We start from the raw sequence: 22595 nt of genomic DNA, 5'->3' as shown, positions 1-22595 counted from the left end.
TTACAAGAAAAGCTCGCAACGAAAGTTGCGGGCTTTTTTCATTTGGAGGATTCTGCTTTGAGCAAGGCATTCACCAAGGAAACAGACTCTGACGGGGATGACGACGGCGCTGATGGCGCTTTGCCTCCGCTGCCCGCAGGCAGCAAGAACTACATCACCCCCGAAGGCTACGCGCGCCTGCGCGACGAGCTGCTGCAGCTGATGGACGAGGAGCGGCCGAAGATCGTCGAAACCGTGCATTGGGCGGCCAAGAACGGTGACCGCTCCGAGAACGGCGACTACCTCTACGGCAAGAAGCGCCTGCGCGAGATCGATCGCCGCATCCGTTTTCTCACCAAGCGCCTTGAAATCGCGGAGGTCACCGATCCTTCGGTGCACCACGGTCGCGATCAGATCTTCTTCGGCGCCACCGTTCGCTATATCGACGAGACCGGCGACGAGCGCAGCGTCACGATCCTAGGCATCGACGAAGCGGAGAGTGCGAAGTCGCAGGTCAGCTGGATTTCGCCGATTGCGCGGGCGTTGCTCAAGTCGCGCGAAGGCGATGTGGTGAAGCTCGTGACGCCGGGTGGAGCGCACGAGGTCGAGATTCTGTCGGTGAGCTATCCGGCGCCGCGCCCAGCCGCGGCGTAACGGCGCCTCAGGGGGCGGGAACCGTCCTCGATGCGGTCAGCACCGACGCGGTACGTCGGGCGGCGCGCAACACGGCATCCAGATGCGTGCGGTCGCGCACGGCGATCACGAAGCGCAGGTCGGTCGAATCCTGCGGGGTCTCGTCGGCCATTTCCACGTGGGTGATGTCTGCTTCCGCATCGGCCAGCGTGGCTGCGACCCGCGCCAGCACGCCCTTGTCGTTGCGCACGGTGATGACCACGCCGGTCTCGAAGGCTCGTGTGGGTTCATCTGCCCATTCGACGGCGAAGAAGCGTTCGCTGTCTTTATGGCGCAGCCGCTGGCCGACACCACAGTCTTCCGTGTGTACCACCAGACCTTCGCCATGGCCGAGGTAGCCGACGATCTGATCGCCCGGAATCGGCCTGCAGCACAGCGCAAAGCGCACCGACGAGTTTTCGCTTCCATCCAGCGTGACCGCCCCCTGCGACACGGTTTCGTGCGAGATGAAGCGCTCGCGGCTCAGCAGCAGCGCATCGGGCCTTTCGCCCAGTTCGGAGAGCATTGCCACCAGCCGCTTCGCGACAATGCTGGCAATGCGCTTGCCCAGGCCAATGTCGGTCAGCAGTTCGGAGCGGGTGCGGTTGCCGGTGAAGCGCAGCAGCTTCTCCCACAGCGCCTGGTGTTCCTCGTCTTCCTCGGGCAGCTTGCTCAGGCCTTCGGCGCGCAGTGCCTGCGCGAGCAGCTTTTCGCCAAGGCCTTCGGACTCGGCGTGCGCAAGGGTCTTCAGATAGTGGCGGATCTTGGAGCGCGCCCGGCCGGTTCGCACGAAGCCCAGCCAGGCCGGGTTGGGTGTCGACACCGGCGCGGTGATCACTTCGACCACGTCGCCATTTTTGAGTTCGGTGCGCAGCGGCACCTGGTCGCCGTTGATGCGCGCGGCCGAAGTGTGGTCGCCGATGTTGCTGTGGATGGCGTAGGCAAAGTCGACCACCGTGGCGCCTCGGGGCAGCGCCATGATCTGGCTCTTGGGCGTGAACACATAGACCGCATCCGGAAACAGGTCGACCTTGACGTGGTCCCAGAACTCGGCGGCGTCGCGTGTTTCGTCCTGAATGTCGAGCAGCGACTGCAGCCACTTGGTGCCCAGCCGGTCGTTGCTGGCCGCGTTCGGTTCGGCCGCCTTGTACAGCCAGTGTGCAGCCACGCCCGATTCGGCCACCACATGCATTGCCTCGGTCCTCAACTGGAACTCGACGCTCACGCCGGCAGGGCCGACGAGCGTGGTGTGCAGCGACTGGTAGCCGTTGAGCTTGGCGATCGCGATGTGGTCCTTGAACTTGCCCGGCAGGGGCTTGTACATCTGGTGCAGGATGCCCAGGCCGGTGTAGCAGGCGATCACGTTCGGCACGATCAGGCGGAAGCCGTAGATGTCGGTCACCTGGGCGAAGCTCAGGTGCTTTTCTTCCATCTTGCGATAGATCGAATAGAGCGTTTTCTCGCGCCCCGCGATGCGCAGCGTCATGTTCGCTGCGGCAAAGGCGGTTTCGACCTCGCGCTGCACCTTCTGGATCAGGTCGCGGCGTCGGCCCCGCGCCTTGGCCACGGCCTTCGACAGCGTGGCATAGCGCCACGGTTTCAGATGCCGGAACGACAGCTCCTGCAGCTCGCGGTAGGTCTGGTTCAGCCCGAGGCGATGCGCGATGGGCGCGTAGATCTCCAGCGTTTCGCGCGAGATGCGACCCCACTTCTCGCGCGGCGCATCGGCCAGCGTGCGCATGTTGTGCGTGCGGTCCGCCAGCTTGACCAGGATCACGCGCACGTCGCGCGCCATGGCCAGCAGCATCTTGCGGAACGACTCGGCCTGGTTTTCTTCGCGGGTGTTGAACTGCAGCTTGTCGAGCTTGGTCAGCCCGTCGACCAGTTCGGCCACCGGGGCGCCAAAGCGCTCGATGAGTTCGGGCTTGGTGACGCCGCAGTCTTCGATGGCGTCGTGGAGCAGGGCCGCCATCAGCGCCTGAGCATCGAGCTTCCACTCGGCGCATTGCGCCGCCACGGCGATGGGGTGGGTGATGTACGGCTCGCCGCTGTTGCGCAGCTGTCCGAGGTGGGCCTCGTCGGCGAAGCGGTAGGCTCGGCGGACCAGCTCGGTGTCTTCGGGGCTCAGGTAGTCGAGGCGCGCGGTCAGTGCGGCAAAGCTTGCGGCGGCCGCGTTCAGCGCAGCCGGACTCGGCTTCGGCGTGCCCTTGGGGGCATGGGACTGAGATTTGGCTACCGCGCTCATGGCTACCACTTTAGCGTGACCGCTGTATGGACGCGTTCAGGCATAAAAAAAGCACCGCTTTGCGGTGCCTTTTCGTTGCAGGGCTGCGTCAGATCAGCCCGGCACCTTCTTGAGCATTTCGAGGCCGATCTTGCCTTCGGCGATTTCGCGCAGCGCCGTCACGGCGGGCTTGTTCTTGCTCTCGATCTTGGGGGCATGGCCCTGGCTCAGCATGCGCGCACGGTACGTGGCGGCCAGGACGAGCTGGAAACGGTTCGGAATATTGACGAGACAGTCTTCGACGGTGATGCGGGCCATGATGAGAATCTTTCTGTCTGTGAGCGGATGAACTCGGATATCAGGGGATGTTCAGTGCGGCGAATGTGTCGGCACGTGCACGGCGCTGTGCGGAATACCGGAGCCGCTGAGCGTGGACGATCGCCTTGAGATCGAAAAGCGCGCGCTCAAATAACTCGTTGATTATAACGAAGTCGAATTCCCCCGCCCGGGCCATCTCTTCGGCGGCGTTCTTCAGGCGCAATTCGATGACCGAGGCGCTGTCTTCGCCGCGCCGTTCGAGGCGGGAGCGCAATTCTTCCCAGCTGGGGGGCAGGATAAAGATCATGACCGCGTTGGCAAAGGTCTTGCGGATCTGCAGTGCACCCTGGAAGTCGATTTCGAGGATGACGTCGGCCCCCTGGGCGATCCGCTCCTCGATGGCCCTCTTGGAAGTGCCATACCGGTGGCCGTGCACATGGGCCCATTCCACGAAGCCGTCCGCCGCGATCAGGGCGTCGAACTCCGTCGGCGAGGCAAAAAAGTACTCGCGGCCGTGCTTTTCCTGCCCGCGCGGCGACCGGGTCGTGTGCGAAACCGAGGGCTGCACAGCCGAATCGAGCTCCATGAGTGCCTTGACCAGGCTCGATTTGCCGGCCCCGCTGGGCGCAGCCACCACGAAGATATTGCCGGGGTAATCCATTCTTTCGCTCGTCGTCATTCGATGTTCTGCACCTGCTCGCGCATCTGCTCGATCAGGACCTTCATGTCCACGCCGATGCGCGTGAGCTCCAGGGCCGCCGATTTCGAGCCCAGGGTGTTGGCCTCGCGGTGCAGCTCCTGGATCAGGAAGTCGAGGCGCTTACCGATTTCTCCGCCCTTCTTGAGCAGCCGCTCGATCTCGTCGAGGTGCGAGTTCAGCCGGGTGAGCTCCTCGGCCACGTCGATGCGGATCGCAAAGGCGGTGGCTTCGGTCAGCGCGCGGTCCTGGGCGGCTTCAGGCAGCGTGCCGCCCGTGCCGGCGGTCAGGCCCATGGCCTCCTGCCAGCGCTCCAGGAAGCGGGTGCGCTGCTGTTCGACCAGCTGCGGCACCAGCGGGCCCGCCTGCAGCACCAGGGTGCGCAACTGGCCCAGATGGGCTTCGAGCATCTTGGCCAGCCGCGCGCCTTCGCGCTGGCGGGCCGACATCAGGCCTTCGAGCGCTTTTCCGGCGACATCGAGCAGGTCGGGGCCCCAGTCGCCGCGGGCGGCGCTGTCGCCGCCGGCCAGGCGCAGCACGTCGGCCACACTCAGGTCGCGGGCACTGGGCAGCCAGGCCTTGATGCTGTCCTGCACCCCGTTGAGCCGCTGGAGCAGCTTGACGGAGGGCTCGACCACACCGGCCTGGGCCGTGTTCTCGATGGCGGCCCGCACTTCGACCTTGCCGCGCTTGAGCTTGCCCGTGAGCAGCTCGCGCAGCGCGGTTTCATGCTGGCGCAGTTCCTCCGGCAATTTGAAGGTGAGATCGAGGAAGCGGCTGTTGACCGAGCGGATTTCTACCCCGAGCCGACCCGCGGCTGCAGGCCGTGCCTCGGCTTCGGAGTGGCTGCCTGCGGACCCGTTCTGGCCGCTGGCGTAGCCGGTCATGCTGTAAACTGGCATTGCGCCTCACTGTGGTTTTGCTTGCATGCACCGAGGCGTCGGCACGGCGTTCGCTTGCCGCACCATCGCCTTCGGGCGAAACTCCCGGATTATGTCAAAGGTCAAGCCTACGCCCCTGTTGCCCGATACGGTCATTGGTGGTTACCGCGTTGTACGCCGGCTTTCCGCAGGTGGGTTCGGTGTCGTCTATCTCGCCATCGACCCCAGCGGACAGCAGGTGGCCATCAAGGAATATCTGCCGTCTTCGCTTGCCACGCGGGGGCCGGGCGAGCTCGCGCCGCAGGTGCCGCCGGAGAAGCTGTCACTCTACCGGCTGGGGCTCAAGAGCTTCTTCGAAGAGGGCCGCTCGCTCGCGCAGATCTCGCACGCCTCGGTGGTCAGCGTGCTCAATTTCTTCCGCGAGAACGAAACCGTCTACATGGTCATGAACTACCTGGAGGGCGCGACCCTGCAGGATTTCGTGGTCACGGCGCGCGACCTGAAGAAGCAGAAGGTGTTTCGCGAGTCGACCATCCGTTCGCTGTTCGACGAGATCCTGCGCGGCCTGCGCATCGTCCACCAATACAAGATGCTGCACCTGGACATCAAGCCGGCCAACATTTTCGTCACCGACGACGACCGCGCCGTGCTGATCGACTTCGGCGCTGCGCGCGAAGTGCTCAGCAAGGAAGGCATCTTCATCCGCCCGATGTACACCCCCGGCTTCGCGGCCCCCGAGATGTACCGGCGCGACTCGTCGATGGGCCCGTGGACCGACATCTACGCCATCGGCGCCTGCATCTACGCCTGCATGCAGGGCTATCCGCCCAACGACGCGCCCAGGCGCATCGAGAAAGACCGGCTCAGCCTGTCGCTGTCGCGCTTGCGGGGCGTGTACTCCGACAACCTGATCGAGGTGGTTGAGTGGTGCATGTCGCTCGACCCGCTGTCGCGCCCGCAATCGGTCTTCGCGCTGCAGAAAGAGCTCAGCCGCGAAGGCGAGCGCCGCTACACCAAGCTCACGGTGGGCGAGAAAGTGCGCCTGTCGATCGACAACATCCGCTCCTTCGACAAGAAGAGTCTGCCCAAGGCGGCTGCGCCCACCACGCGCCCTGCATGACATCATGAAATTCTCCGTCTTCCAGGTCAGCCGCAAGGGCGGACGTCTCAAGAACGAAGACCGCATGGGCTATTGCTACACGCGGGAATCGAGCCTGTTCGTGCTGGCTGACGGCATGGGCGGCCACCCGGAAGGCGAGGTTGCGGCGCAGCTGGCGCTGCAGACCATTGCCGCGCTCTACCAGCGCGAAGCGCGCCCGGTCGTGAAGGACGCGAAGGCCTTCCTGGCCGAGTCGGCCATGGCCGCGCATCAGCAGATCATGCGTTACGCGAGCCACAAGGCCATGCTCGACACGCCGCGCACCACCGTCGTCGCGGCCGTGCTCCAGGGCACGACCGCCACCTGGATGCACTGCGGCGATTCGCGCCTGTACGTCGTGCGCGACGGCCGCCTGCTGGTGCGCACGCGCGACCACTCGCACGCCGAGCGCCCCAAGCCGCACGGCTCCGACATGCCCGTCAACCGCAATCTGCTGCTGACCTGCCTCGGCTCGCCGACCACGCCGCTGTTCGACGTCTCGGCGCCGCTGCAGCTGCAGCGCGGCGACCGCATCATGCTGTGCTCCGACGGCGTCTGGGGCGTGCTCGACGACGAATTGATCGTGCACACCCTCTCGTCCGACAAGCCTGTGTCCGACGCCGCCCCCGATCTCGCCGAGATGGCCTTGCGCAAGGGCGGCGCCCACAGCGACAACGTCACGCTGATCGCGCTCGAATGGGAAATGCCCGACAGCACGGGCGACGATCGCAGCGGCGTGTCCACCGAAACCATCGAAGACGGCGTGTTCGCCTCGACCATCCAGGCCGGCATGCCGTCGGACAACGAAATCGACGACCTCGACGAAGACGCCATCGAGCGCTCCATCGCCGAAATCAACGAAGCCATTCGCCGTTCCGCCGCACGCAAGACCTGAGCGCGCGCGGCTTTTCTTTTTCTTTCCGGTTCTCAAACAAATGACTGCTTTCACACGAAGCGGCGGCCGCGCCGCCGACCAGCTGCGCCCCGTACGCATCACCCGCGGCTTCACCATCCACGCCGAAGGCTCGGTGCTGATCGAGTTCGGCCAGACCCGCGTGCTGTGCACCGCCTCGGTCGAAGAAAAGGTGCCGCCGCACAAGAAGGGCAGCGGCGAAGGCTGGGTCACCGCCGAATACGGCATGCTGCCGCGCGCCACGCACACCCGCAGCAGCCGCGAGGCAGCCAAGGGCAAGCAGACCGGCCGCACGCAGGAAATCCAACGCCTCATCGGCCGCTCGATGCGCGCCGTGTTCGACCTTGCCGTCCTCGGCGAACGCACCATCCACCTTGACTGCGACGTGCTGCAGGCAGACGGCGGCACGCGCACCGCGGCCATCACCGGCGCCTTTGTCGCCGCGCAGGACGCCGTCAACAAGCTGCTGGCCGCCGGTACCCTCAAGGCCTCGCCCATCAAGGGTCACGTGGCCGCCATCTCGGTCGGCATCGTCGAAGGCGCGCCGCTGCTCGACCTCGAGTACACCGAAGACTCGGCCTGCGACACCGACATGAACGTCGTCATGACCGGCGCCGGCCATTTCGTCGAAGTGCAGGGCACGGCCGAAGGCGTGGCCTTCACGCGCGAAGAAATGAACATCCTGCTCGGCCTGGCCGAGAAGGGCATCGGCGAGCTCGTGACCCTGCAACAGCAGGCGCTGCTGCCATCGAACTGACCAACAGCTACTGGCGCTCGCCGAACGGGCGCCACAGCCACTTTTGACTTTTTATGAAACTGGTTCTGGCTTCCAACAACGCAGGCAAGCTCGCCGAACTCCAGCAACTGTTTGCCGAGCTGTCCGTCACCCTGGTGCCGCAGTCGGCACTGGGCGTGGGCGAGGCTGAAGAACCCTTCCGCACCTTCGTCGAGAACGCACTGACCAAGGCGCGCCACGCCAGCGCCGCCACCGGCCTGCCGGCCATGGCCGACGACGCGGGCCTGTGCGTCGATGCCTTCGGCGGCCTGCCGGGCGTCGACACCGCCTTCTACGCCACGCAGTTCGGCTACACCAAGGGCGACGCCAACAACGTGAAGGCGCTGCTCGAACAGCTCGACGGCGTGGCCAACCGCCGCGCCGCGCTCGTGAGCACGCTGGTCGCGCTGCGCAGCCACGACGACCCCGAGCCGCTCATCGCCGTCGGCCGCGTGGTCGGCGAGATCGCGCCCGCACCCGTTGGCGACAACGGCTTTGGCTTCGACCCCGTCATGTTCCTGCCGGCCTTCGGCAAGACCTTTGCCCAACTGCCGCCCGAAGTGAAGAACGCCAACAGTCACCGCGGTCGCGCGGCGCAGGCCATGCTGGCGTTGATGCGCGAGCGCTGGCTGTAATGGCCACCACCTTCCCGATCCTGCCGGCGCAGCCCACGGGCGCGCCGCAGGCCAACGACGTGCTGCACTGGATGCGACCCGGTCCGCTGCAGCTCAGCGCGCTGCCGCCGCTGTCGCTCTACATCCACCTGCCGTGGTGCCTGCGCAAGTGCCCGTACTGCGACTTCAACTCGCACGAATGGCGCGCGGCCAGCGAGGCCGAGATCGACGGCATTCCCGAAGCGGCGTACATCGACGCGCTGGTAGCCGATCTCGACGCCGCACTGCCGCTCATCTGGGGCCGCACGGTCCACACCATCTTCATCGGCGGCGGCACGCCCAGCCTGTTTTCGCCGCAAGCCATCGACCGCCTGCTGGGCGACGTGCGTGCACGCCTCAAGCTCGCGCCCGACTGCGAGATCACGCTGGAAGCCAACCCCGGCACCTTCGAGCGCAACCGCTTCCGCGCGTACCGCTCGGCCGGCGTCACGCGCCTTTCGGTGGGCGTGCAGAGCTTCAACGACGATCACCTGAAGGCGCTGGGCCGCGTGCATGACCGCGCGCAGGCCATCGCTGCCCTGGAAGAGGCCGCGAGCACCTTCGACACCTTCAACCTCGACCTGATGTACGCGCTGCCAGGCCAGACTTTGGAAGGCCTCGACGCCGACCTCTCGCAGGCACTGGCGCTCGCGCCGCCGCACATCTCGGTGTACCACCTGACCATCGAGCCCAACACCTGGTTCGCCAAGTTTCCGCCCACGCTGCCCGAAGACGACATTGCCTACGCCATGCTCGACCGCATCACCGAGCGCACCAGCGCCAACGGCATGTCGCGCTACGAGGTGTCGGCCTATGCGCGCGAGGGGCACCAGTGCGCGCACAACCTCAACTACTGGCAGTTCGGCGACTATCTCGGTATTGGGGCCGGCGCGCACAGCAAGTTGAGCTTTGCGCACCGTATCGTGCGGCAGGTGCGCTTTCGCGAGCCGCGCCTGTACATGGAGAACGCGCGCGCGGGCGCCGCGGTGTCGCAGAGCGACGAAGTGGCGCTGGCCGATCTGCCGTTCGAGTTCATGCTCAACGCGCTGAGGCTGAAGACCGGCTTCACGCTGCCGCAATTCAGCGAACGCACGGGGCTGGCGATGACGTCGATCCAGCGCGGTCTGGAAGAAGCGGAGCGCAAGGGGCTCGTGGCACGCGACCTGTTTCGCGTGTGGCCGACCGAGCGCGGACTGGATTTTCTGAGCGATCTGCAGGCGATGTTCCTGCCCGACGAAGAGTAGGGCGGCGCCGTCGGCATAAAATCGCCAGTTCCGGAGAGTTGGGTGAGTGGTTTAAACCAGCAGTCTTGAAAACTGCCGACGAGAAATCGTCCGTGAGTTCGAATCTCACACTCTCCGCCAAAAATGCTTGCAAGTGATTGATAAATAAAAGCTTTTTAGCTTATCACGCTTCAGCTGGCAAAGCTACTATCAAAGGCTGTTGGCCGTCGATACGACAGTCTCCAACACCCTAGAATGCCCCACCGCAGATCCATCCACCGAAGGTGCGTTATTGGGGGCATCAATTGAGTGATTCCATTTCACAGCAGGACGCCACAGGCCTGAGCTTTTGCGTGATTCCAGCAGACTGGAGCAGCAGCTATTTTGGTGAGTTGACTGTGGGCTGCGTAAGCCCAGGCGTCGCGTCCTTTGATGCCCAGGTCGACAAGCTGATCTTTCGCCACGAGGTGCTTGAATTTCAGCTCAGCGGCCTTGACGAGCCAAGGCGTGGAAAGTTCTACGCGTCTGGTGACGCACCATATGTCGAAGAATACGGTAGTTACGTTTGCGCGGAATCGATTCTTAGATACTCGAACCACCCTAACGAGCAGGTTCCAAGCCGCTTCACCTTCAACGCCCTGCCGGTCTTGGCGGGGACAAATCAACTCTGCTATGTGAGTATCAATTGGCGCGACCCGTTGGGTGTCTGGGTTGCTCACGGGTTGCTTCGGAGAAGAGCGACAGGCTGGGCCTGACCCAGGAAAAAGTCGCTGCCTGGCAAAGTTATTTAGGCGCCCCCCACTGGCCGCAGGCGGCTATGATTTGGTTGTCAAAGTGCTGTTTTCGTTCGCCGAAGCCAGGTTTTGACCGAGCGCACAGCAGTGCAGCAAGATGCGAACTGAGGCCCTGAGCTTCAATCTCGCAGACCTTCGCCCTTCCTCTTTGCATTCCCTTCCGCGGCCATCGGCTGGCAGGTCGGGCCGCTGCATGGGCGCTCGCTTCTTCAATCAACAAGGAGCTTCTTTCCCATGGCAACCAAGACCAAGAATTCAGTCGCAACGAAAGCTGTGAAGTCCGCAGCCTCCCCCAAGAGCGCTACCACGGAGGGGGGCTTGCCTGAGGGGTTCGTCTCGCCATTCACCCGGGTCGAGATGCAGCCGAACATCCGCATCGATGACGGCTTGAGTTGCATCGCGATGATCACTAACCAGCCGTTGGACACGATCATGAACGATGCCGTCAAGCACGGCCTGGCGCCGCATGGACCGGACTGGCCGTACGCGCCGACCCTGGCCGCCATCCTGCGGCAGTACGGCTTCAAGGCAGAAGAGAAGGAATGCGCAACCATCGATGCGCTGCCGGACGTGGCGCTCATCACGGCGCTGTACAACCCAGCGAAACAGTTTGGCCGTTGGGTCCTGTGGCACCACGTTAGGGCCACAGAGAAGGTCAAGTCCTTCCACTACGTCATCGATCCGGCGTACTTTGTCGAGCCCAAGTTTTTTGTGACGACTGAGATTCAGAGGCTAATCACGCCGAAGTCGCCGATCTACTACCTAGAAATTTCCAAGGCGACGGCGAAAGGGAAGGCGTAGTAGAGGCGGCTAGCGCCGTGACGGATGCTTGCCGGGCGCGTTCAGTAGTTCTCCCGGCGGCACGCTCAGTGCTTGAGCAATGCGGTAGATGTTGAACAGCGAGACGTTTTTAAGTCCACGTTCGATCTGGCTGATGTAAGTGACATGCATCTCGCTTGATTCGGCAAGCTGCTCTTGCGTCAACTTTTGCTCATCCCGAAGAGCGCGCACGGCATCACCAAAGCCAACTTGGACCTCTTCTTTGGTTGGCAGTTTGGCTAACGACTTCCGCATGGATGGAAGTCTGTTCAGCCATAGACGATAAATCCATAGACGATGAATCTATATCTGGCAAACTGCGCGTCCAACATAGATTCATAAATCTACAACTGGAGAAGGCATCAATGAAGTTCCAACCACGCCCTCAGGAAGCCGTCCTGTTCGAGGGTGACGGCACCCTGCTCAAGAGTAAGCTCAACGTGAAGGAGACAGAGCTCGTCGTCACAAACGAGCGCCTAATGATTGCCGCGAGCGGGCAGACCATCGAGAAGACCGATATCGCATCCGTGACCGAAGGCAAGCACGGTTTTGCACCCAAGATCGTGTTCACGCTACGCACCGGTGCCATGGTCACCCTGATGGCCGCAAACGCCCATGGTTTCAAGGCGGCGGCATTCATCCTGGCTGGCCGAGAGGAGAATGGCTCGATGCCCGCAGTGCCAGAGCTGTCGCAGGTCAAGAACGGCACCGCATGGGTGGCCGCACTCGGCCCGCTCTTCACTGCAATCATCGTGGCGGTCCTAGCCGTGCTGTTCTGGGGCAACCCTGACAACTGGGGCTGGCTCACGCTGATTCAGATCTTCCTGCTGCGTGTGGCGCTCATGTGGCTGTTCCTGTGCATCGACTACTTGTCACTGCAGAAGCAAGGCTATGCGGTCAAGCAGCTAGGCCTGGCTGACCCCATCACGCTGCCGTACTACCTCTTCAGCCGGGCAAAGGTCTTCGGGCATAGCAAGTTGTACGGTATTACCTGGTGCGTGCTCCTCGCCCTCGACATCCTGCTGGTGTTCGCGTGAGGCCCGCTATGTTGATTCGAGCTACTTTGGTCGCGAGTCTTGCAGCGTTGGCGCCATCTGTGTTCGCGCAGACACCTCAGTTCAACTGCCCCATCCGCCTGGAGCTTCTGACCGAGATAGACGGTGCGGGTGTGGGCGGGCTGGACAGAATCATCTACGGCGTGCGTGCGCGCGACTGGAAGCCCGAGTTCCTTGAACAGGCCCTGCGCCGCTACGAAACATGCCAAGCCGCCGCTCCCGGCCCGCAATCCCTCAAGGATGCTGAGCGGGCTGATGCGCTGCGACAGTTCCAGTTGCTCAAGGGCTCGCTGCAGCAGCGCGACCGCCTGTTGGCTCAGGAAGTCCGGCAGGCCAGTGCCCAGACCGCAGTGGCTCAGAGCGGCGCGGCGCAGGTTGGCCAGCGAGATGGTGTGCTGACATGGGCCTATGTGCAGCGGCGCGCCGGCAACGCGTCAGATGAGCCGCCGTTCACCATCACGTGCGCCGAGCCGAACCAACTGCCCCGCGACCTTCTGACGCTGTCACCGCAAAGTCAATTGGAGTTGCCGAAGTTCTACGCGGCCTGTGTTCAGGCCCAACAACTTGTAGGAGGCCCGAGTGCGACCCTGTTCAAAGAGAGCGTCGAAGAACTTGCCCGTGAGCGTCAGGCGCAGGCTGGGTTCCTAGCCAGCTTGCGCACATTGGTGGCTGGACCACCGCAACAGCAGACCCACCAGAGCGTGTCGGCGTTGGAGAAGGCTAATCGCTTCCAGTCGAGCAGCGAGCCTGCAGTGAACGCTGCAGCGAAGCAACTCGCCACGCTTCGACAGCACGTCGATGCGCGGGAGTGCGCGGCGCACGGCAAGCAAGCCGGCATTCCCGAAGACCTGCTGAAGGCCCAATACCTCATCGAGTGGGCTACGCCGGCACCGCTTGTCGGGATGGCCTGCGTTGCCGCACGCAACGGCGTGCCGTTTCGGTTCAGCGCGACAAGCTTGCTGTCCAAGGACAGCTTCGAGGTCAGGGGCACGCCCAGCGTCAAGGTCGTCCTCGGTCGGCAGGACACGGCCGAAGGCATCACGCTGCTGGTGCCGCAGGAAGGCACGGTCCAGGGTAAGACCTTTGCGGTCACGCGACAGAACATCCAGGTACTGGCACAGCAGATCCGCCTCGCACTCAAGAGTCAGTAGCGGGCAATCCAACACCGCATCTCGTCGACCGTGTCCCTTGCGTCGCGGTCGCGCCCCATGTCTCCCTCCCATCGAAAGAGGACTCCATGAAGAAGATCGCCATCCCGCTTCTTGTGTTTCTGCTGATCGCGGTGTCTGGTGCCTCGCGCGCGCAGGCCCCACAGCAGGATATTGCCTTCAGGCCTACGGGCCTCGAGCAGTCCTACATCCCCGGCTACAACTGCTCGGGGTTCTGGGCCACGCCCAGCTTCAAGTGCGCTTCGATCCAGATTCCGACCTACATGGGGCGCGCCCAGGACGGCAGCCGCAAGGCGTTGGTGATCTTGAGCGGCAACGCTGGCGGGCTGGACAAACGACACGGCGACTACGCGCGCTTCCTGATGGAGCACAACATCAACGCCGTGGTCCTCGACAGCTTTGCTGCTCGCGGCCAGTCCAGCGGCACGCCAGCCGATCTTTCCACGGGCCGTACCAAGGGGCTGGACGGCTTCAACATGTCCATTGACGCGATGGTCGCTGTTGCAACACTCGGCGCGATGCCTGAATGGGCTAACGCCAAGATCGGCTACATGGGCGAGAGCATGTCGGGGGTATCGGCGATCAACGTTTTGCGTCCCTACATCGGGCAGATCGTCAAACAGCAAGCGGGCAAGCTGCGCGACTTCGACGCCGTCGTTTCCATCTATCCGGCCTGCATCGAAAAGAACACGATAGAGAGGTTCAAGAAGACTCCCTTCCTGATCATCCACGGAGAGAAGGACGACATCGCCTTGGCGTCGGAATGTCAGCGGCAGATCACGTGGATGAACGCGCGTGGCGGCAGCGCGGAGATCACGATCATCCCAGACGAGTACCACGACTTCGACGGGCCGTGGCGCCTGAGAAGGGCTGGAGCCGAAAACACCAGCAAGTGCGCGAACACCCGCAATGGAGATAAGTTCGTGCTGGACGCCACCGGGCAGGAGTTTCCGGGGACGCCGGACGGCTACACCGCGATGCGTGACTCCTGCAAATTCCGCGGCCACATGAGCGGCCATCGCGACAAGGAGCGCGTCGGCTACGACCTCTGGCTCGCGCACTTTCAGAAGTACTTGATGAACGACTGATGTAGCAACACCAGTCCCACTACTGCCGTAGCCATCTACGGCATTCCCCACAGAGCACGCCACTCGCGCCATCAGGTGCGGTCGGCGTGCTTTGTCGTTTCTGAGTTACCGCAAATCGACCTCAACCCAAGGAGTTCCCATGCCGAACGACAAAGTACCCGTGCCCGCGCAAGACCTGCAAGTCATCAAGAACTACAAGCCCGTACTTGATCTCGGCCGCGTTGTAGTCGCAACACCGGCCGTGCTTGCCCATCTCGAAAAGCACGCCGTCTTCCCCGCCGCACTGCTGTCGCGCCATCAGCATGGCGACTGGGGCAACGTCGACAGCGAAGACGCAAAGTCCAACGATCAGGCTCTCTTGTTGGGAGCACGCGTGATCAGTTCCTACACCGTGGCCTATGCGGTGATCTGGATCGTGACGGAAGCGGTTGGCGAGGGCGGCCAACGCGCCAGCACCTGCTTGCTGTTCCCCGAGGAGTACTGATGGCCGGCAAAGCACCGCCGACACGCGCGCCAGTGGCACCGACGACGCGCAGCGAGCCTAGGCCAGCACCGCAAACGCCGTTCGAGCCGACTTCTGCGGCGGTCGATGGTTTCACTGCCGCGGCCCAGTCGGCGGCGACACGCCGAGCCTATGCGGGCGATCTGAAGCACTTCCGCCTGCACGGCGGCAAGATACCGGCCACGCCGCAGATGGTGGCCAACTACGCCGCCGCGTTCGCGGGGACACAAGCAGTCGCAACCATCCAGCGAAGATTGATCGCACTCCACCAGGCGCACACCGAGCAGGGGCTGAAGTCGCCAGTCATGGACCGCCTAGTCAAGCGCACCATGCAGGGTATTCGGCGCACCTTCGGCGTGGCGCAACGGCGCGTGAAGGCGCTAGTGAAGACCGACCTGCTGGAGATGCTGGTCATGGTCAACCGGCAGAAGCCCTTGAAGGCGACACGCGACCGGGCGTTGCTGTTGGTCGGCTTTGCCGGGGCACTGCGGCGTTCCGAGCTGGTAGCAATCCAGTGCGCCGACATCACGCGCTTCGAGCAGGGCGTGGAGATTAACCTTCCGCGATCTAAGACGGACCAAGAGGGCGTCGGGCGCACCGTGTGGATTCCGCACGCGAAGGACAGTGAGCGGTGTCCGGTCGCGGCGCTCGAACAATGGCTGACCCTTTCGGGCATCGACCGCGGCTCGGTGTTCCGGTGGGTCAGCCGGCACGACAATCTCGTCGGCACCAAGGGACTCACGTCGCAGTCCGTCGCACTGGTCGTCAAGCGTTCCGTAAAGCGCGTGCATGGTGCCGCCGCCACCAAGGCGGTCTCCGGTCATAGTCTGCGCGCGGGCTACTGCACGGAAGCGGCGCTCGTCGGCATGGCGCCATGGCAGATACGCGAGCAGACGGGGCACAAATCGGACGTGACCTTGGCGAAGTACATCCGGCCAGTGAGCAAGCGCAAAATTCCAAGCTTGCTGTGAGTTGCCGGATCGGAAGCCAAGTTCATTGGACTTACCGCAGCGGCAGCGCATAGCTAGAATTTCGCCGCCCCGGTCGGGCATGCGCCCCAGGCGCAGGGCGACGTATAGGGTGCTCCCTCGCCCGCATCGCACAACCCTCTGCGCGCGATCAATCCGCTATTCCGCAGCTTTCGACAGACCGATATCCAGAAGGGACATCGACCCTCGTGCCGGACTTCGGCATCGGGGTCGCGGTCTTAACCAACCGCAGTCCTAACGAAGGGGTGGCCAGAAAGCTGACCTGGCAGGTCATCGACCGGCTGCGTGGCCGCGAGCCGATCGACTGGCGCGGCCGCGGCCGCAAGCAGCGGGAACAAGCCCTGGCCCAGGTGCAGGCCGGCAAGGCCGCGCAGGAGGAGCTCCATCGCACGAAGACGCAACCGGCACACGACCTTGCGGCCTACGCTGGCAGCTACGAGCACCCGGCCTACGGCCTGATGTCGATCAAGGAGCAGGGTGGCGCATTGCGCTGGTCGTGGCGCGGCCTGCGCGTCGCCATGGTCCACCGGCACCATGAGACTTTCGAGTTGCCGCAGGGGTTGCAACTGCTGCTGCCCGACTGGCTTGCCGTCACTTTCTTGACTGATCGCGAAGGGTGCATCGTCAGTCTTTCGGTGCCGTTCGAGCCGATGGTGAAGGACATCGTGTTCGCGCGGTAAGCCGGCCGTTGGGCGGTCGGGCTCAAGCCGCTGCGGCATAGCGAAGATACTCGGCGCTGATCCGCCTCGAATGGGTGACCAGCGCGCGAACAAAGAGCAATCGCGCGGCCTCGTAGCGGGCCAGGGCAGCGGAAGCGGGTTCGTTCGCACGCCGCTGCGCCAGCATTCGGGCCAGCACCGCCGCATCTTCCACCCCGGTCGCGAAGCCGCGTCCGGTCATGGGTGAAACGACGTGGGCGGCGTCGCCAACGATCGCCAGCGCGCCGCGTGCCAACCGCTGCGGTTCGTATTCGGCAATGGGGGCGCCGCTCAGCACGTCTGTCGAACGCACGCCGACAGCCACCGCCTCCGCCCATGTCTGCGGCCAGACCTGTGGGATGAGCGCCAGCAATTCCGCGCGGACATCTTCGTCGATCGTTCCGCGTCCGAGCGTTCCCACGATGTGGCCGTCCGCCGTCAGGCGATGGGTGCGGCGGAGCAACTCCTCGCGGTGCACATCGAACCATGCGAACGTGACCTGGCGCCGCCCGATGTCCGTCGAGCCGTCACGGCCGGGAAGCACCGCGGCGACCAGACGGTATCCGTCGACAAACTCGATCCACAGTCCGCCGTTCGATGGCCAGGGGACAGGACGCACCAGCGCCTGTTCTTCGATCAGCCCCCGCCACACGACATAGCCGGCATAGCGGGCAAACGGAGTGTCCGGCGCAATCGTGCGGCGAACGATGCTGTGATACCCGTCCGCGCCGATCACAGCATCGGCAACCTTCTGCGTTCCATCCGAAAAGGAGAGTTGGGCCCTGTCGCCAAGGTCTGTGACCGATACGACGGTCTTGTTTTCTTCGAGGGTGATGCCAGGCGTCTCGGCAGCCCGGTCACGCAACCACGCGTACAGCGCCGGCCAGGTCGTCAGATCGCGATAGGCGGGCACGACGGGCAGGACCGGGTGCGCACGCGGGTCGTGGCCCACGGTCGCTGCGAGCGCAGCAAGATCGATGCTCAGGCTGTCGCCACCGTGCACGCGCCGGGCAGAACGCTCGACCACATGAACAGGCACGCCCCTCGTCGCACAGGCGAGCGCCAGCGTGAGGCCTGCGAGGGATGCGCCGACAACGACGATCTGCGGCACGCGCTCCTGCGAGAGCGAGACGCCGGAAGGAAAGGAATCCCTGCTCATCGGAAGACCCGCTGCAACATGGAGACCACCAGCGCGAGCGCCGCGACCCAGATCACGATCCAGAAGTACTCGATGCCCGCCATCAGCGAAGCCTGCTGGCCGATCTGCTGCGCCTGCACGGCCAGTGCCATTTGAGCGGCCTGGCCGGACTCGTGCGACAGCGAGAAGAACTGGCTCAGCTGTTGCAGCTGGTGCGAAAAGATCGGGTCGTGATCGGTCAGCCGAATGTTCAGCGAGCCGTACTGCACGGTGCTTCTCCACTGCATGAAAACGGTCGCAACACTGGTGCCCATCGCCATGGCGATCTGGCCCAGCATGTTCTTGACCTGCTGGGCATTGGCAAAGAGCGTGTCTTCGCCGGCAACGTCGCGGAAGGTCTGCATGGCGGTCGTCGCCAGCACCAGCATCACGAAGCACCCGTTCAAGGCCAGCGCAGGAAGGATGTGCCGCCACATGTCTGCAACCGGCGCGAGCGACGACAGCAGCCAGCCGAAGGCTGCGAGCGACAAGAATCCTGCGATGAAGAACTTCTTCGGTGCCGGATGCCTGGGCAGCAACCGGAGCATCACCAGCCATGTCAGCAATGAAGCGACGAGCCCCATGGACTGGAACTGGCCGATGGTCTCCCAGGAATAGCCCAGGCCCGCCTGGAGGAACAACGGCACGATGTAGCTGTTGGCCCCCAGGATCACATAGCTGAAAGAGAACAGGGCCACGCCCGCCACGTAGCGGGAGGTCATGAGCTGCCGGATCTTCAGCAGGGGCCGCTCATGGCTGTGTTCGACATGGAAGTAGGTGTAGAGCGAAAACGCGGCCAGCGCTGCGAACACCAGCATGATGCCGGTGTCGCTGTAGAAGTCGTAGTAGGAGCGTTGCAGGACGAAGAGAACGAAGAACGATGCGAACGTCAGCAGAAGCAGGCGCGCAGGGCTGGTTCTCGTGCGCTCGTGCTCGGGCGACGGATCTTTGGGAAGAAACTGGAGGGAGAGCGCGGCGGCAACCACCGAGCCGGCAATGAGAACCCAGAAGATCGCCTGCCAGGTGTCGTGCGTGACTGCCATGGATGAAATCAGCGGTGCCGCAGCCGTGCCGCTGGCCAGGCCCACGGCAAAGACCTTGATCCCGACGAATCGGCCCGGACCCGGTGGAATGAGGTTGACCATGATCCGCGACGTGGTCATGAACGATGCACCGCCCAATGCCATGACGACCCGCCCCGTGGCGAATGTGCCGAGGTCGTGGCTCATGCCGCACACCAGGGCGCCCGCAATATAGACGCCGATCGAGCCGATCATGTAGCTGCGCCATCCCAGCCGTTCGGTCAGCCACCGCTGCTTGGAGATCACGACCACCGCAACGCAGGCGTAGAGCGCGGCGACGAGGCTGTACTCCTCGGGGCTGGCATCGATCTCGCCGCGGATCGGGACTGAGGCAAATGCGAGCATGCCGGTCTGCAGGAATTCGAGAGCGCAGAGCAGGCAGACCGTGATCAGCAGCGCGGCATGTTTTCTGTACACGAGCAGGTCCATTATTTTTCCGCTGCCAGCACTTGCCCTTCGTTGGCCCGGATGACCGCCTCCACGATGGCGTCGGCGTCTCTCAATTCATGGTCGTAGACCTGGGTCTTGTAGACGAAATTCGGCGCAACGTCCTTGCGGATCATTTCTCCACCGTGGTCGCTCGTGTTCACCGAAACGCGCATCGACAGTCCGATGCGCAGCGGTTGTCGTGCAATCTCCTTGGGGTCCAGGGCGATCCTGATCGGAACGCGCTGCGTGACCTTGATCCAGTTCCCCGTCGCGTTCTGGGCAGGCAGGAGTGCAAAGGCGCTGCCGGTTCCGGCATCCAGGCCGAGGATCTTCCCGTGGTAGACCACGTTGCGGCCATAGACGTCGGCCGTCAGCTCGGCGGGCTGTCCGATGCGCAGATGCTCGAGCTGCGATTCCTTGAAATTGGCATTGACCCACAGTTCGTCCAGCGGGACGACGGACATCAGTGCCACACCTGGATTGATGCGCTGGCCCAGTTGCACGCTGCGCTTGGCGACGGTGCCGTCCACGGGAGAAAGAATGGACGTGCGCACGCGTGCAATGTATGCATCGCGCAAGTTCGTGGCGGCGGTCAGCACATCGGGGTGCGTTCTGAGGCTGGTGCCATCGACCATGGCACGCCGTTGTGCCAGCGACTGGTTCACGGCGGTCAATGCGGCCTCGGCATTTTTCAGCACGTCTTCCGCGTGACTGATCTCTTCGCGAGAGACCGCGCCGCTGGGGGCGAGCTTGGAACGGCGTGCAAGGTCGGCCCTGGTCTTGAGCACGTCGTTCTGCCGCTGCGCCACTTCGGCGCGCAACTGCTGGACTTGCGAATACTGCGTCCTGGCCACCCGCGCGGCCTTGGCCAGCTCTGTCTTGGCGCGCTCGAGGCGGACTTCCTGGTCGACGGGGTTCAGCGTGACGAGCAACGTGCCCGCCTTCACATGGTCGGTGTTGTCCGCCGCAAAGGCCGTCACGGTGCCGCCGATCTGGGAGGTCACTTGCACGACATTGCCGTCCACGTAGGCATCTTCGGTGCGCTCGGTGTTGCGTTGCAGGCCGTACCACGCGATTCCTGCGACCAGGAGGGCCAGGGCGACGGCGAGCGCCACCTTGCCGCGCGTCTGAAGTCGCAAGGGCACCTTCTTATCGCCGGTATCACCCGCCGCGTTGGGTGGGGGCGGTGCGGGATCGGGATGGGCACTTTGATTCACGGATGTGGACTCCTTATCTGTCGGTGCCATGGCCGGACGAAGCCGGGACATAGCCACCGCCCAGGGCGCGGCTGAGATTGGCCTCCAGCGCAAGGCCGCGGGATTGAAGCTGGACGAGCTGGCGCTGCTGGGCGAGTGCATCCGTCAGCGTGGAGAGCACCTGGATGTAGGTGGCCAGCCCCGCGGCGTAGCGCTTGTTGACCAGCTCCGCGGCTTCGTTCGAAGTCTTCACGGCGTCTTGCTGCTGATCGATTCGTTCGCGCAACCAGCGAATCGAGGACAACTGGTCGGAGATGTCGTGCAGCGCATTGACCAATGTCTGGTTGTAGTCTTCCACCGCGAGGTCGTAGGCGGCGTTCTGCGAAGCCAGGTTGGCGCGCAGCCGCCCGCCTTCGAAGATGGGCAGGCTGATGGCGGGCCCCACGCCCAGGATGCGGTTGCCGCTGTCCGTGAATGCGGCGAAGCCCAGGCTCTGGAGGCCCACGAAGGCAGACAGGTTGACGTTCGGATAGAAGCGCGCCTTGGCACCTTCGATCTCGTGGCTCGCAGCCTCCACGCGCCAGCGCTGGGCAACGACATCGGGGCGGTGGCCGAGAAGCTCTGCCGGCAAGACACTGGGAATGGTCACCGTGTCGGGGCGCTGGAGCCGGGGCGTGGCGATCGCGCGTCCCCGGTCCGGCCCTTTGCCGAGCAAGGCTGCAAGCTTGTTGCGGCTCAGCTCCATGGATTCGCCCAATGCTGCGATCCTGGCGCGCGTGGCGGGAATGGATGCCTGTGCCTGCTTGATGTCGATCTGGGAGTCGAGCTCGGCCTCGAAGCGCCGACGCGTGAGCGAAAGAATCTGCTCCTGCTGCCTGAGCATCTTCTGTTCGATCGCAAGCTGTTCGCAGCCCTGCTGCAGCTCGATGTAGGCCTGGACGATGGCCGAGGACAGCATGAGCTCGGTTGCGTAGCGATCGACTTCCACCGCCTTCAGACGACCCAATGCCGCTTCGACGGCAGCTCGGTTCTTGCCCCAGAAATCCAGCTCGTAGCCGACATTGAGCGTGCCCTGGTTGACCGTCTGCCAGGTGCCGGCGGCCGGGGAGGGCGTGATGCCGTGTTCACTGAACCTCTCGCGCGTACTGACCAGATTGGCGTCGACATGGGGCATTCGTTGGGCCTGGGCCAGGCCTTGCAGCGCTTCAGCCTGGCGAACACGCGCAGCAGCACCGCGCAAACCTGGACCATCGGCCAGGGCTTCTTCGACCAGCAGATTCAACTGATCGTCGCCGAATGCCTTCCACCACTTTTCCTGTGGCCAGCGGGCGTCGGAAACCGAGATGCCGCCCAGCGCGTCTTTCGCCGACAGACTTGCGGGGTCGCCAAGGGTGGACGACGGCTTGAGATTCCCGAACGAGCATCCGGCCAGCATCAAGGCGCTGACCAGGACAAGCACTACCGGATGCGGTCCATGCGATGGGCGGTGCATGTCGCGGTCTTCAGGCGTGGTTCAGACGATGCCGGCGCCCAGGGCCGGGAACACGTCGCTGAACAACAAGCCGATCAACTGCTGCCCGGCGGGCGTGGACCAGTCCTGCGCGATTTCCGCCATGAGCGTGTTGGTGGCGGTGAGCACCACGCCTGCATCGTGCATGCGCTGGCGGGAGAACTCTTCGGAGAGATCGCTGGGCGAACCCGAAGCATCCATCACGGCCTGAACGGCAAAGCCTTCTTGCGCAGCGTCGATGGACGGGAAGATCAGGCACACGTCGGTGGTGACGCCCGCCATGATCAGCTGCTTGCGCCCGGTTGCGAGCACTGCGTTGCGGAAGTCGGGATAGGCCCAGGCATTGACCACGCCAGGGCGCTTGATGCGTGCAGCGTGCGCTTCGGGCAGGATCTCGGCGATCTTCGGAAGGATCGGGCCCTGGGCGTGGTCTTCCTGGCTGGACGTGATCACGGTCGGGATGTTGAGGATCTTTGCCATCTTGGCCAGCGCAATCGACTGCTTGGCCGCGAGTTCGCTGTCGATGTTCTTGATCAGTTGCATCGTGCCGACCTGATGGTCTATCAGCAGCAAGGCGGTGTTGTCGGCGGTGAATCGTTCGATCTTCATGGTGG

Annotated in this window: 24 protein-coding genes and 1 tRNA gene; 15 read left to right on the top strand and 10 right to left on the bottom strand. The window is 63.8% G+C overall.

Translation table 11 applies throughout. From position 1 onward, the window contains the following. Positions 1-633, top strand: a 633-nt coding sequence (gene greB, locus AC07O3_RS21705; RefSeq protein WP_495340323.1) for a transcription elongation factor GreB, incomplete at its 5' end; no start/stop codon positions are given. A gap of 7 nt (positions 634-640) precedes the next feature. On the opposite strand, the gene AC07O3_RS21700 is transcribed toward greB, so the two are convergent. The 4 genes from AC07O3_RS21700 to AC07O3_RS21685 all read right to left on the bottom strand — a co-directional run bounded on the left by AC07O3_RS21700 (position 641) and on the right by AC07O3_RS21685 (position 4792). Beyond that, complete coding sequence (locus tag AC07O3_RS21700) at positions 641-2896, bottom strand: RelA/SpoT family protein (protein WP_093081838.1); 2256 nt, start codon at positions 2894-2896, stop codon at positions 641-643. Between the two features lie 93 nt (positions 2897-2989). Further along, entirely contained in the window at positions 2990-3193 is a 204-nt protein-coding gene (gene rpoZ, locus AC07O3_RS21695; protein ID WP_007835875.1) for a DNA-directed RNA polymerase subunit omega, read from the bottom strand. A 40-nt stretch (positions 3194-3233) separates the two neighbouring features. After that, positions 3234-3854: a guanylate kinase gene (gene gmk / locus AC07O3_RS21690; RefSeq protein ID WP_093059689.1), complete on the bottom strand. Its 621-nt coding sequence runs from the start codon at positions 3852-3854 to the stop codon at positions 3234-3236. A gap of 14 nt (positions 3855-3868) precedes the next feature. Beyond that, the gene (locus AC07O3_RS21685; protein WP_093059687.1) at positions 3869-4792 is read right to left on the bottom strand and encodes a YicC/YloC family endoribonuclease; all 924 of its coding nucleotides are present in this window, start codon (positions 4790-4792) and stop codon (positions 3869-3871) included. A 91-nt stretch (positions 4793-4883) separates the two neighbouring features. Here AC07O3_RS21685 and AC07O3_RS21680 point away from each other — a divergent pair, with 91 nt between their 5' ends. The 8 genes from AC07O3_RS21680 to AC07O3_RS21645 all read left to right on the top strand — a co-directional run bounded on the left by AC07O3_RS21680 (position 4884) and on the right by AC07O3_RS21645 (position 11068). Continuing rightward, the gene (locus AC07O3_RS21680) at positions 4884-5891 is read left to right on the top strand and encodes a serine/threonine protein kinase (protein ID WP_042673779.1); all 1008 of its coding nucleotides are present in this window, start codon (positions 4884-4886) and stop codon (positions 5889-5891) included. Between the two features lie 4 nt (positions 5892-5895). Continuing rightward, complete coding sequence (locus AC07O3_RS21675) at positions 5896-6804, top strand: PP2C family protein-serine/threonine phosphatase (protein WP_093059685.1); 909 nt, start codon at positions 5896-5898, stop codon at positions 6802-6804. A 40-nt stretch (positions 6805-6844) separates the two neighbouring features. Then, the gene (gene rph, locus AC07O3_RS21670) at positions 6845-7579 is read left to right on the top strand and encodes a ribonuclease PH (RefSeq protein ID WP_495340322.1); all 735 of its coding nucleotides are present in this window, start codon (positions 6845-6847) and stop codon (positions 7577-7579) included. Between the two features lie 53 nt (positions 7580-7632). Next, complete coding sequence (locus tag AC07O3_RS21665; RefSeq protein WP_435459250.1) at positions 7633-8232, top strand: non-canonical purine NTP pyrophosphatase; 600 nt, start codon at positions 7633-7635, stop codon at positions 8230-8232. Then, positions 8232-9494 carry a radical SAM family heme chaperone HemW gene (gene hemW / locus AC07O3_RS21660; protein WP_495340321.1) on the top strand — a complete coding sequence of 421 codons (1263 nt, stop codon included), beginning with the start codon at positions 8232-8234 and terminating at the stop codon, positions 9492-9494. The genes AC07O3_RS21665 and hemW overlap by 1 nt, the downstream gene beginning before the upstream one ends. A gap of 32 nt (positions 9495-9526) precedes the next feature. Beyond that, positions 9527-9614, top strand: a tRNA-Ser gene (locus AC07O3_RS21655). A gap of 164 nt (positions 9615-9778) precedes the next feature. Then, positions 9779-10228, top strand: a complete 450-nt coding sequence (locus AC07O3_RS21650) for a hypothetical protein (RefSeq protein WP_143047832.1) — start codon at positions 9779-9781, stop codon at positions 10226-10228. Between the two features lie 273 nt (positions 10229-10501). Further along, the gene (locus tag AC07O3_RS21645) at positions 10502-11068 is read left to right on the top strand and encodes a hypothetical protein (RefSeq protein ID WP_495340320.1); all 567 of its coding nucleotides are present in this window, start codon (positions 10502-10504) and stop codon (positions 11066-11068) included. 9 nt (positions 11069-11077) lie between these two features. Here AC07O3_RS21645 and AC07O3_RS21640 read toward each other — a convergent pair whose 3' ends face one another. Then, entirely contained in the window at positions 11078-11341 is a 264-nt protein-coding gene (locus AC07O3_RS21640) for a helix-turn-helix domain-containing protein (RefSeq protein WP_093179404.1), read from the bottom strand. A 110-nt stretch (positions 11342-11451) separates the two neighbouring features. On the opposite strand from AC07O3_RS21640, the gene AC07O3_RS21635 reads away from it, so the two are divergent. The 6 genes from AC07O3_RS21635 to AC07O3_RS21610 all read left to right on the top strand — a co-directional run bounded on the left by AC07O3_RS21635 (position 11452) and on the right by AC07O3_RS21610 (position 16569). After that, the gene (locus AC07O3_RS21635; RefSeq protein WP_495340319.1) at positions 11452-12123 is read left to right on the top strand and encodes a hypothetical protein; all 672 of its coding nucleotides are present in this window, start codon (positions 11452-11454) and stop codon (positions 12121-12123) included. Between the two features lie 59 nt (positions 12124-12182). Further along, positions 12183-13292 carry a hypothetical protein gene (locus AC07O3_RS21630; RefSeq protein WP_143047833.1) on the top strand — a complete coding sequence of 370 codons (1110 nt, stop codon included), beginning with the start codon at positions 12183-12185 and terminating at the stop codon, positions 13290-13292. An 86-nt stretch (positions 13293-13378) separates the two neighbouring features. Continuing rightward, positions 13379-14398: a dienelactone hydrolase family protein gene (locus AC07O3_RS21625; RefSeq protein WP_495340318.1), complete on the top strand. Its 1020-nt coding sequence runs from the start codon at positions 13379-13381 to the stop codon at positions 14396-14398. Positions 14399-14537: 139 nt separating this feature from the next. After that, complete coding sequence (locus AC07O3_RS21620) at positions 14538-14882, top strand: hypothetical protein (protein ID WP_218137550.1); 345 nt, start codon at positions 14538-14540, stop codon at positions 14880-14882. Then, positions 14882-15871 carry a site-specific integrase gene (locus AC07O3_RS21615; RefSeq protein WP_256331024.1) on the top strand — a complete coding sequence of 330 codons (990 nt, stop codon included), beginning with the start codon at positions 14882-14884 and terminating at the stop codon, positions 15869-15871. Before AC07O3_RS21620 ends, AC07O3_RS21615 begins: the two co-directional genes overlap by 1 nt. Positions 15872-16077: 206 nt before the next feature. Further along, positions 16078-16569 (top strand): DUF3471 domain-containing protein, encoded by a 492-nt coding sequence (locus AC07O3_RS21610; RefSeq protein ID WP_177142473.1) that lies wholly within the window; start codon positions 16078-16080, stop codon positions 16567-16569. Positions 16570-16591: 22 nt separating this feature from the next. On the opposite strand, the gene AC07O3_RS21605 is transcribed toward AC07O3_RS21610, so the two are convergent. The 5 genes from AC07O3_RS21605 to AC07O3_RS21585 are packed head-to-tail and all read right to left on the bottom strand — an operon-like array spanning position 16592 to position 22590. Then, entirely contained in the window at positions 16592-17746 is a 1155-nt protein-coding gene (locus tag AC07O3_RS21605) for an FAD-dependent monooxygenase (protein WP_093179411.1), read from the bottom strand. Beyond that, positions 17743-19263 (bottom strand): MFS transporter, encoded by a 1521-nt coding sequence (locus AC07O3_RS21600; protein WP_093179461.1) that lies wholly within the window; start codon positions 19261-19263, stop codon positions 17743-17745. Before AC07O3_RS21600 ends, AC07O3_RS21605 begins: the two co-directional genes overlap by 4 nt. 11 nt (positions 19264-19274) lie before the next feature. After that, positions 19275-20522 (bottom strand): HlyD family secretion protein, encoded by a 1248-nt coding sequence (locus tag AC07O3_RS21595; protein WP_495340317.1) that lies wholly within the window; start codon positions 20520-20522, stop codon positions 19275-19277. After that, positions 20506-21963: an efflux transporter outer membrane subunit gene (locus AC07O3_RS21590; protein WP_495340316.1), complete on the bottom strand. Its 1458-nt coding sequence runs from the start codon at positions 21961-21963 to the stop codon at positions 20506-20508. Before AC07O3_RS21590 ends, AC07O3_RS21595 begins: the two co-directional genes overlap by 17 nt. A gap of 21 nt (positions 21964-21984) precedes the next feature. Next, on the bottom strand, positions 21985-22590 hold the full coding sequence (locus AC07O3_RS21585; RefSeq protein WP_495340315.1) for an isochorismatase family protein: 606 nt from the start codon (positions 22588-22590) through the stop codon (positions 21985-21987). Between the last annotated feature and the right edge of the window lie 5 nt (positions 22591-22595).

The sequence above is a fragment of the Variovorax sp. GW821-FHT09D05 genome, from assembly GCF_059416325.1.
This window is presented reverse-complemented; position numbering and strand designations above follow the sequence as displayed.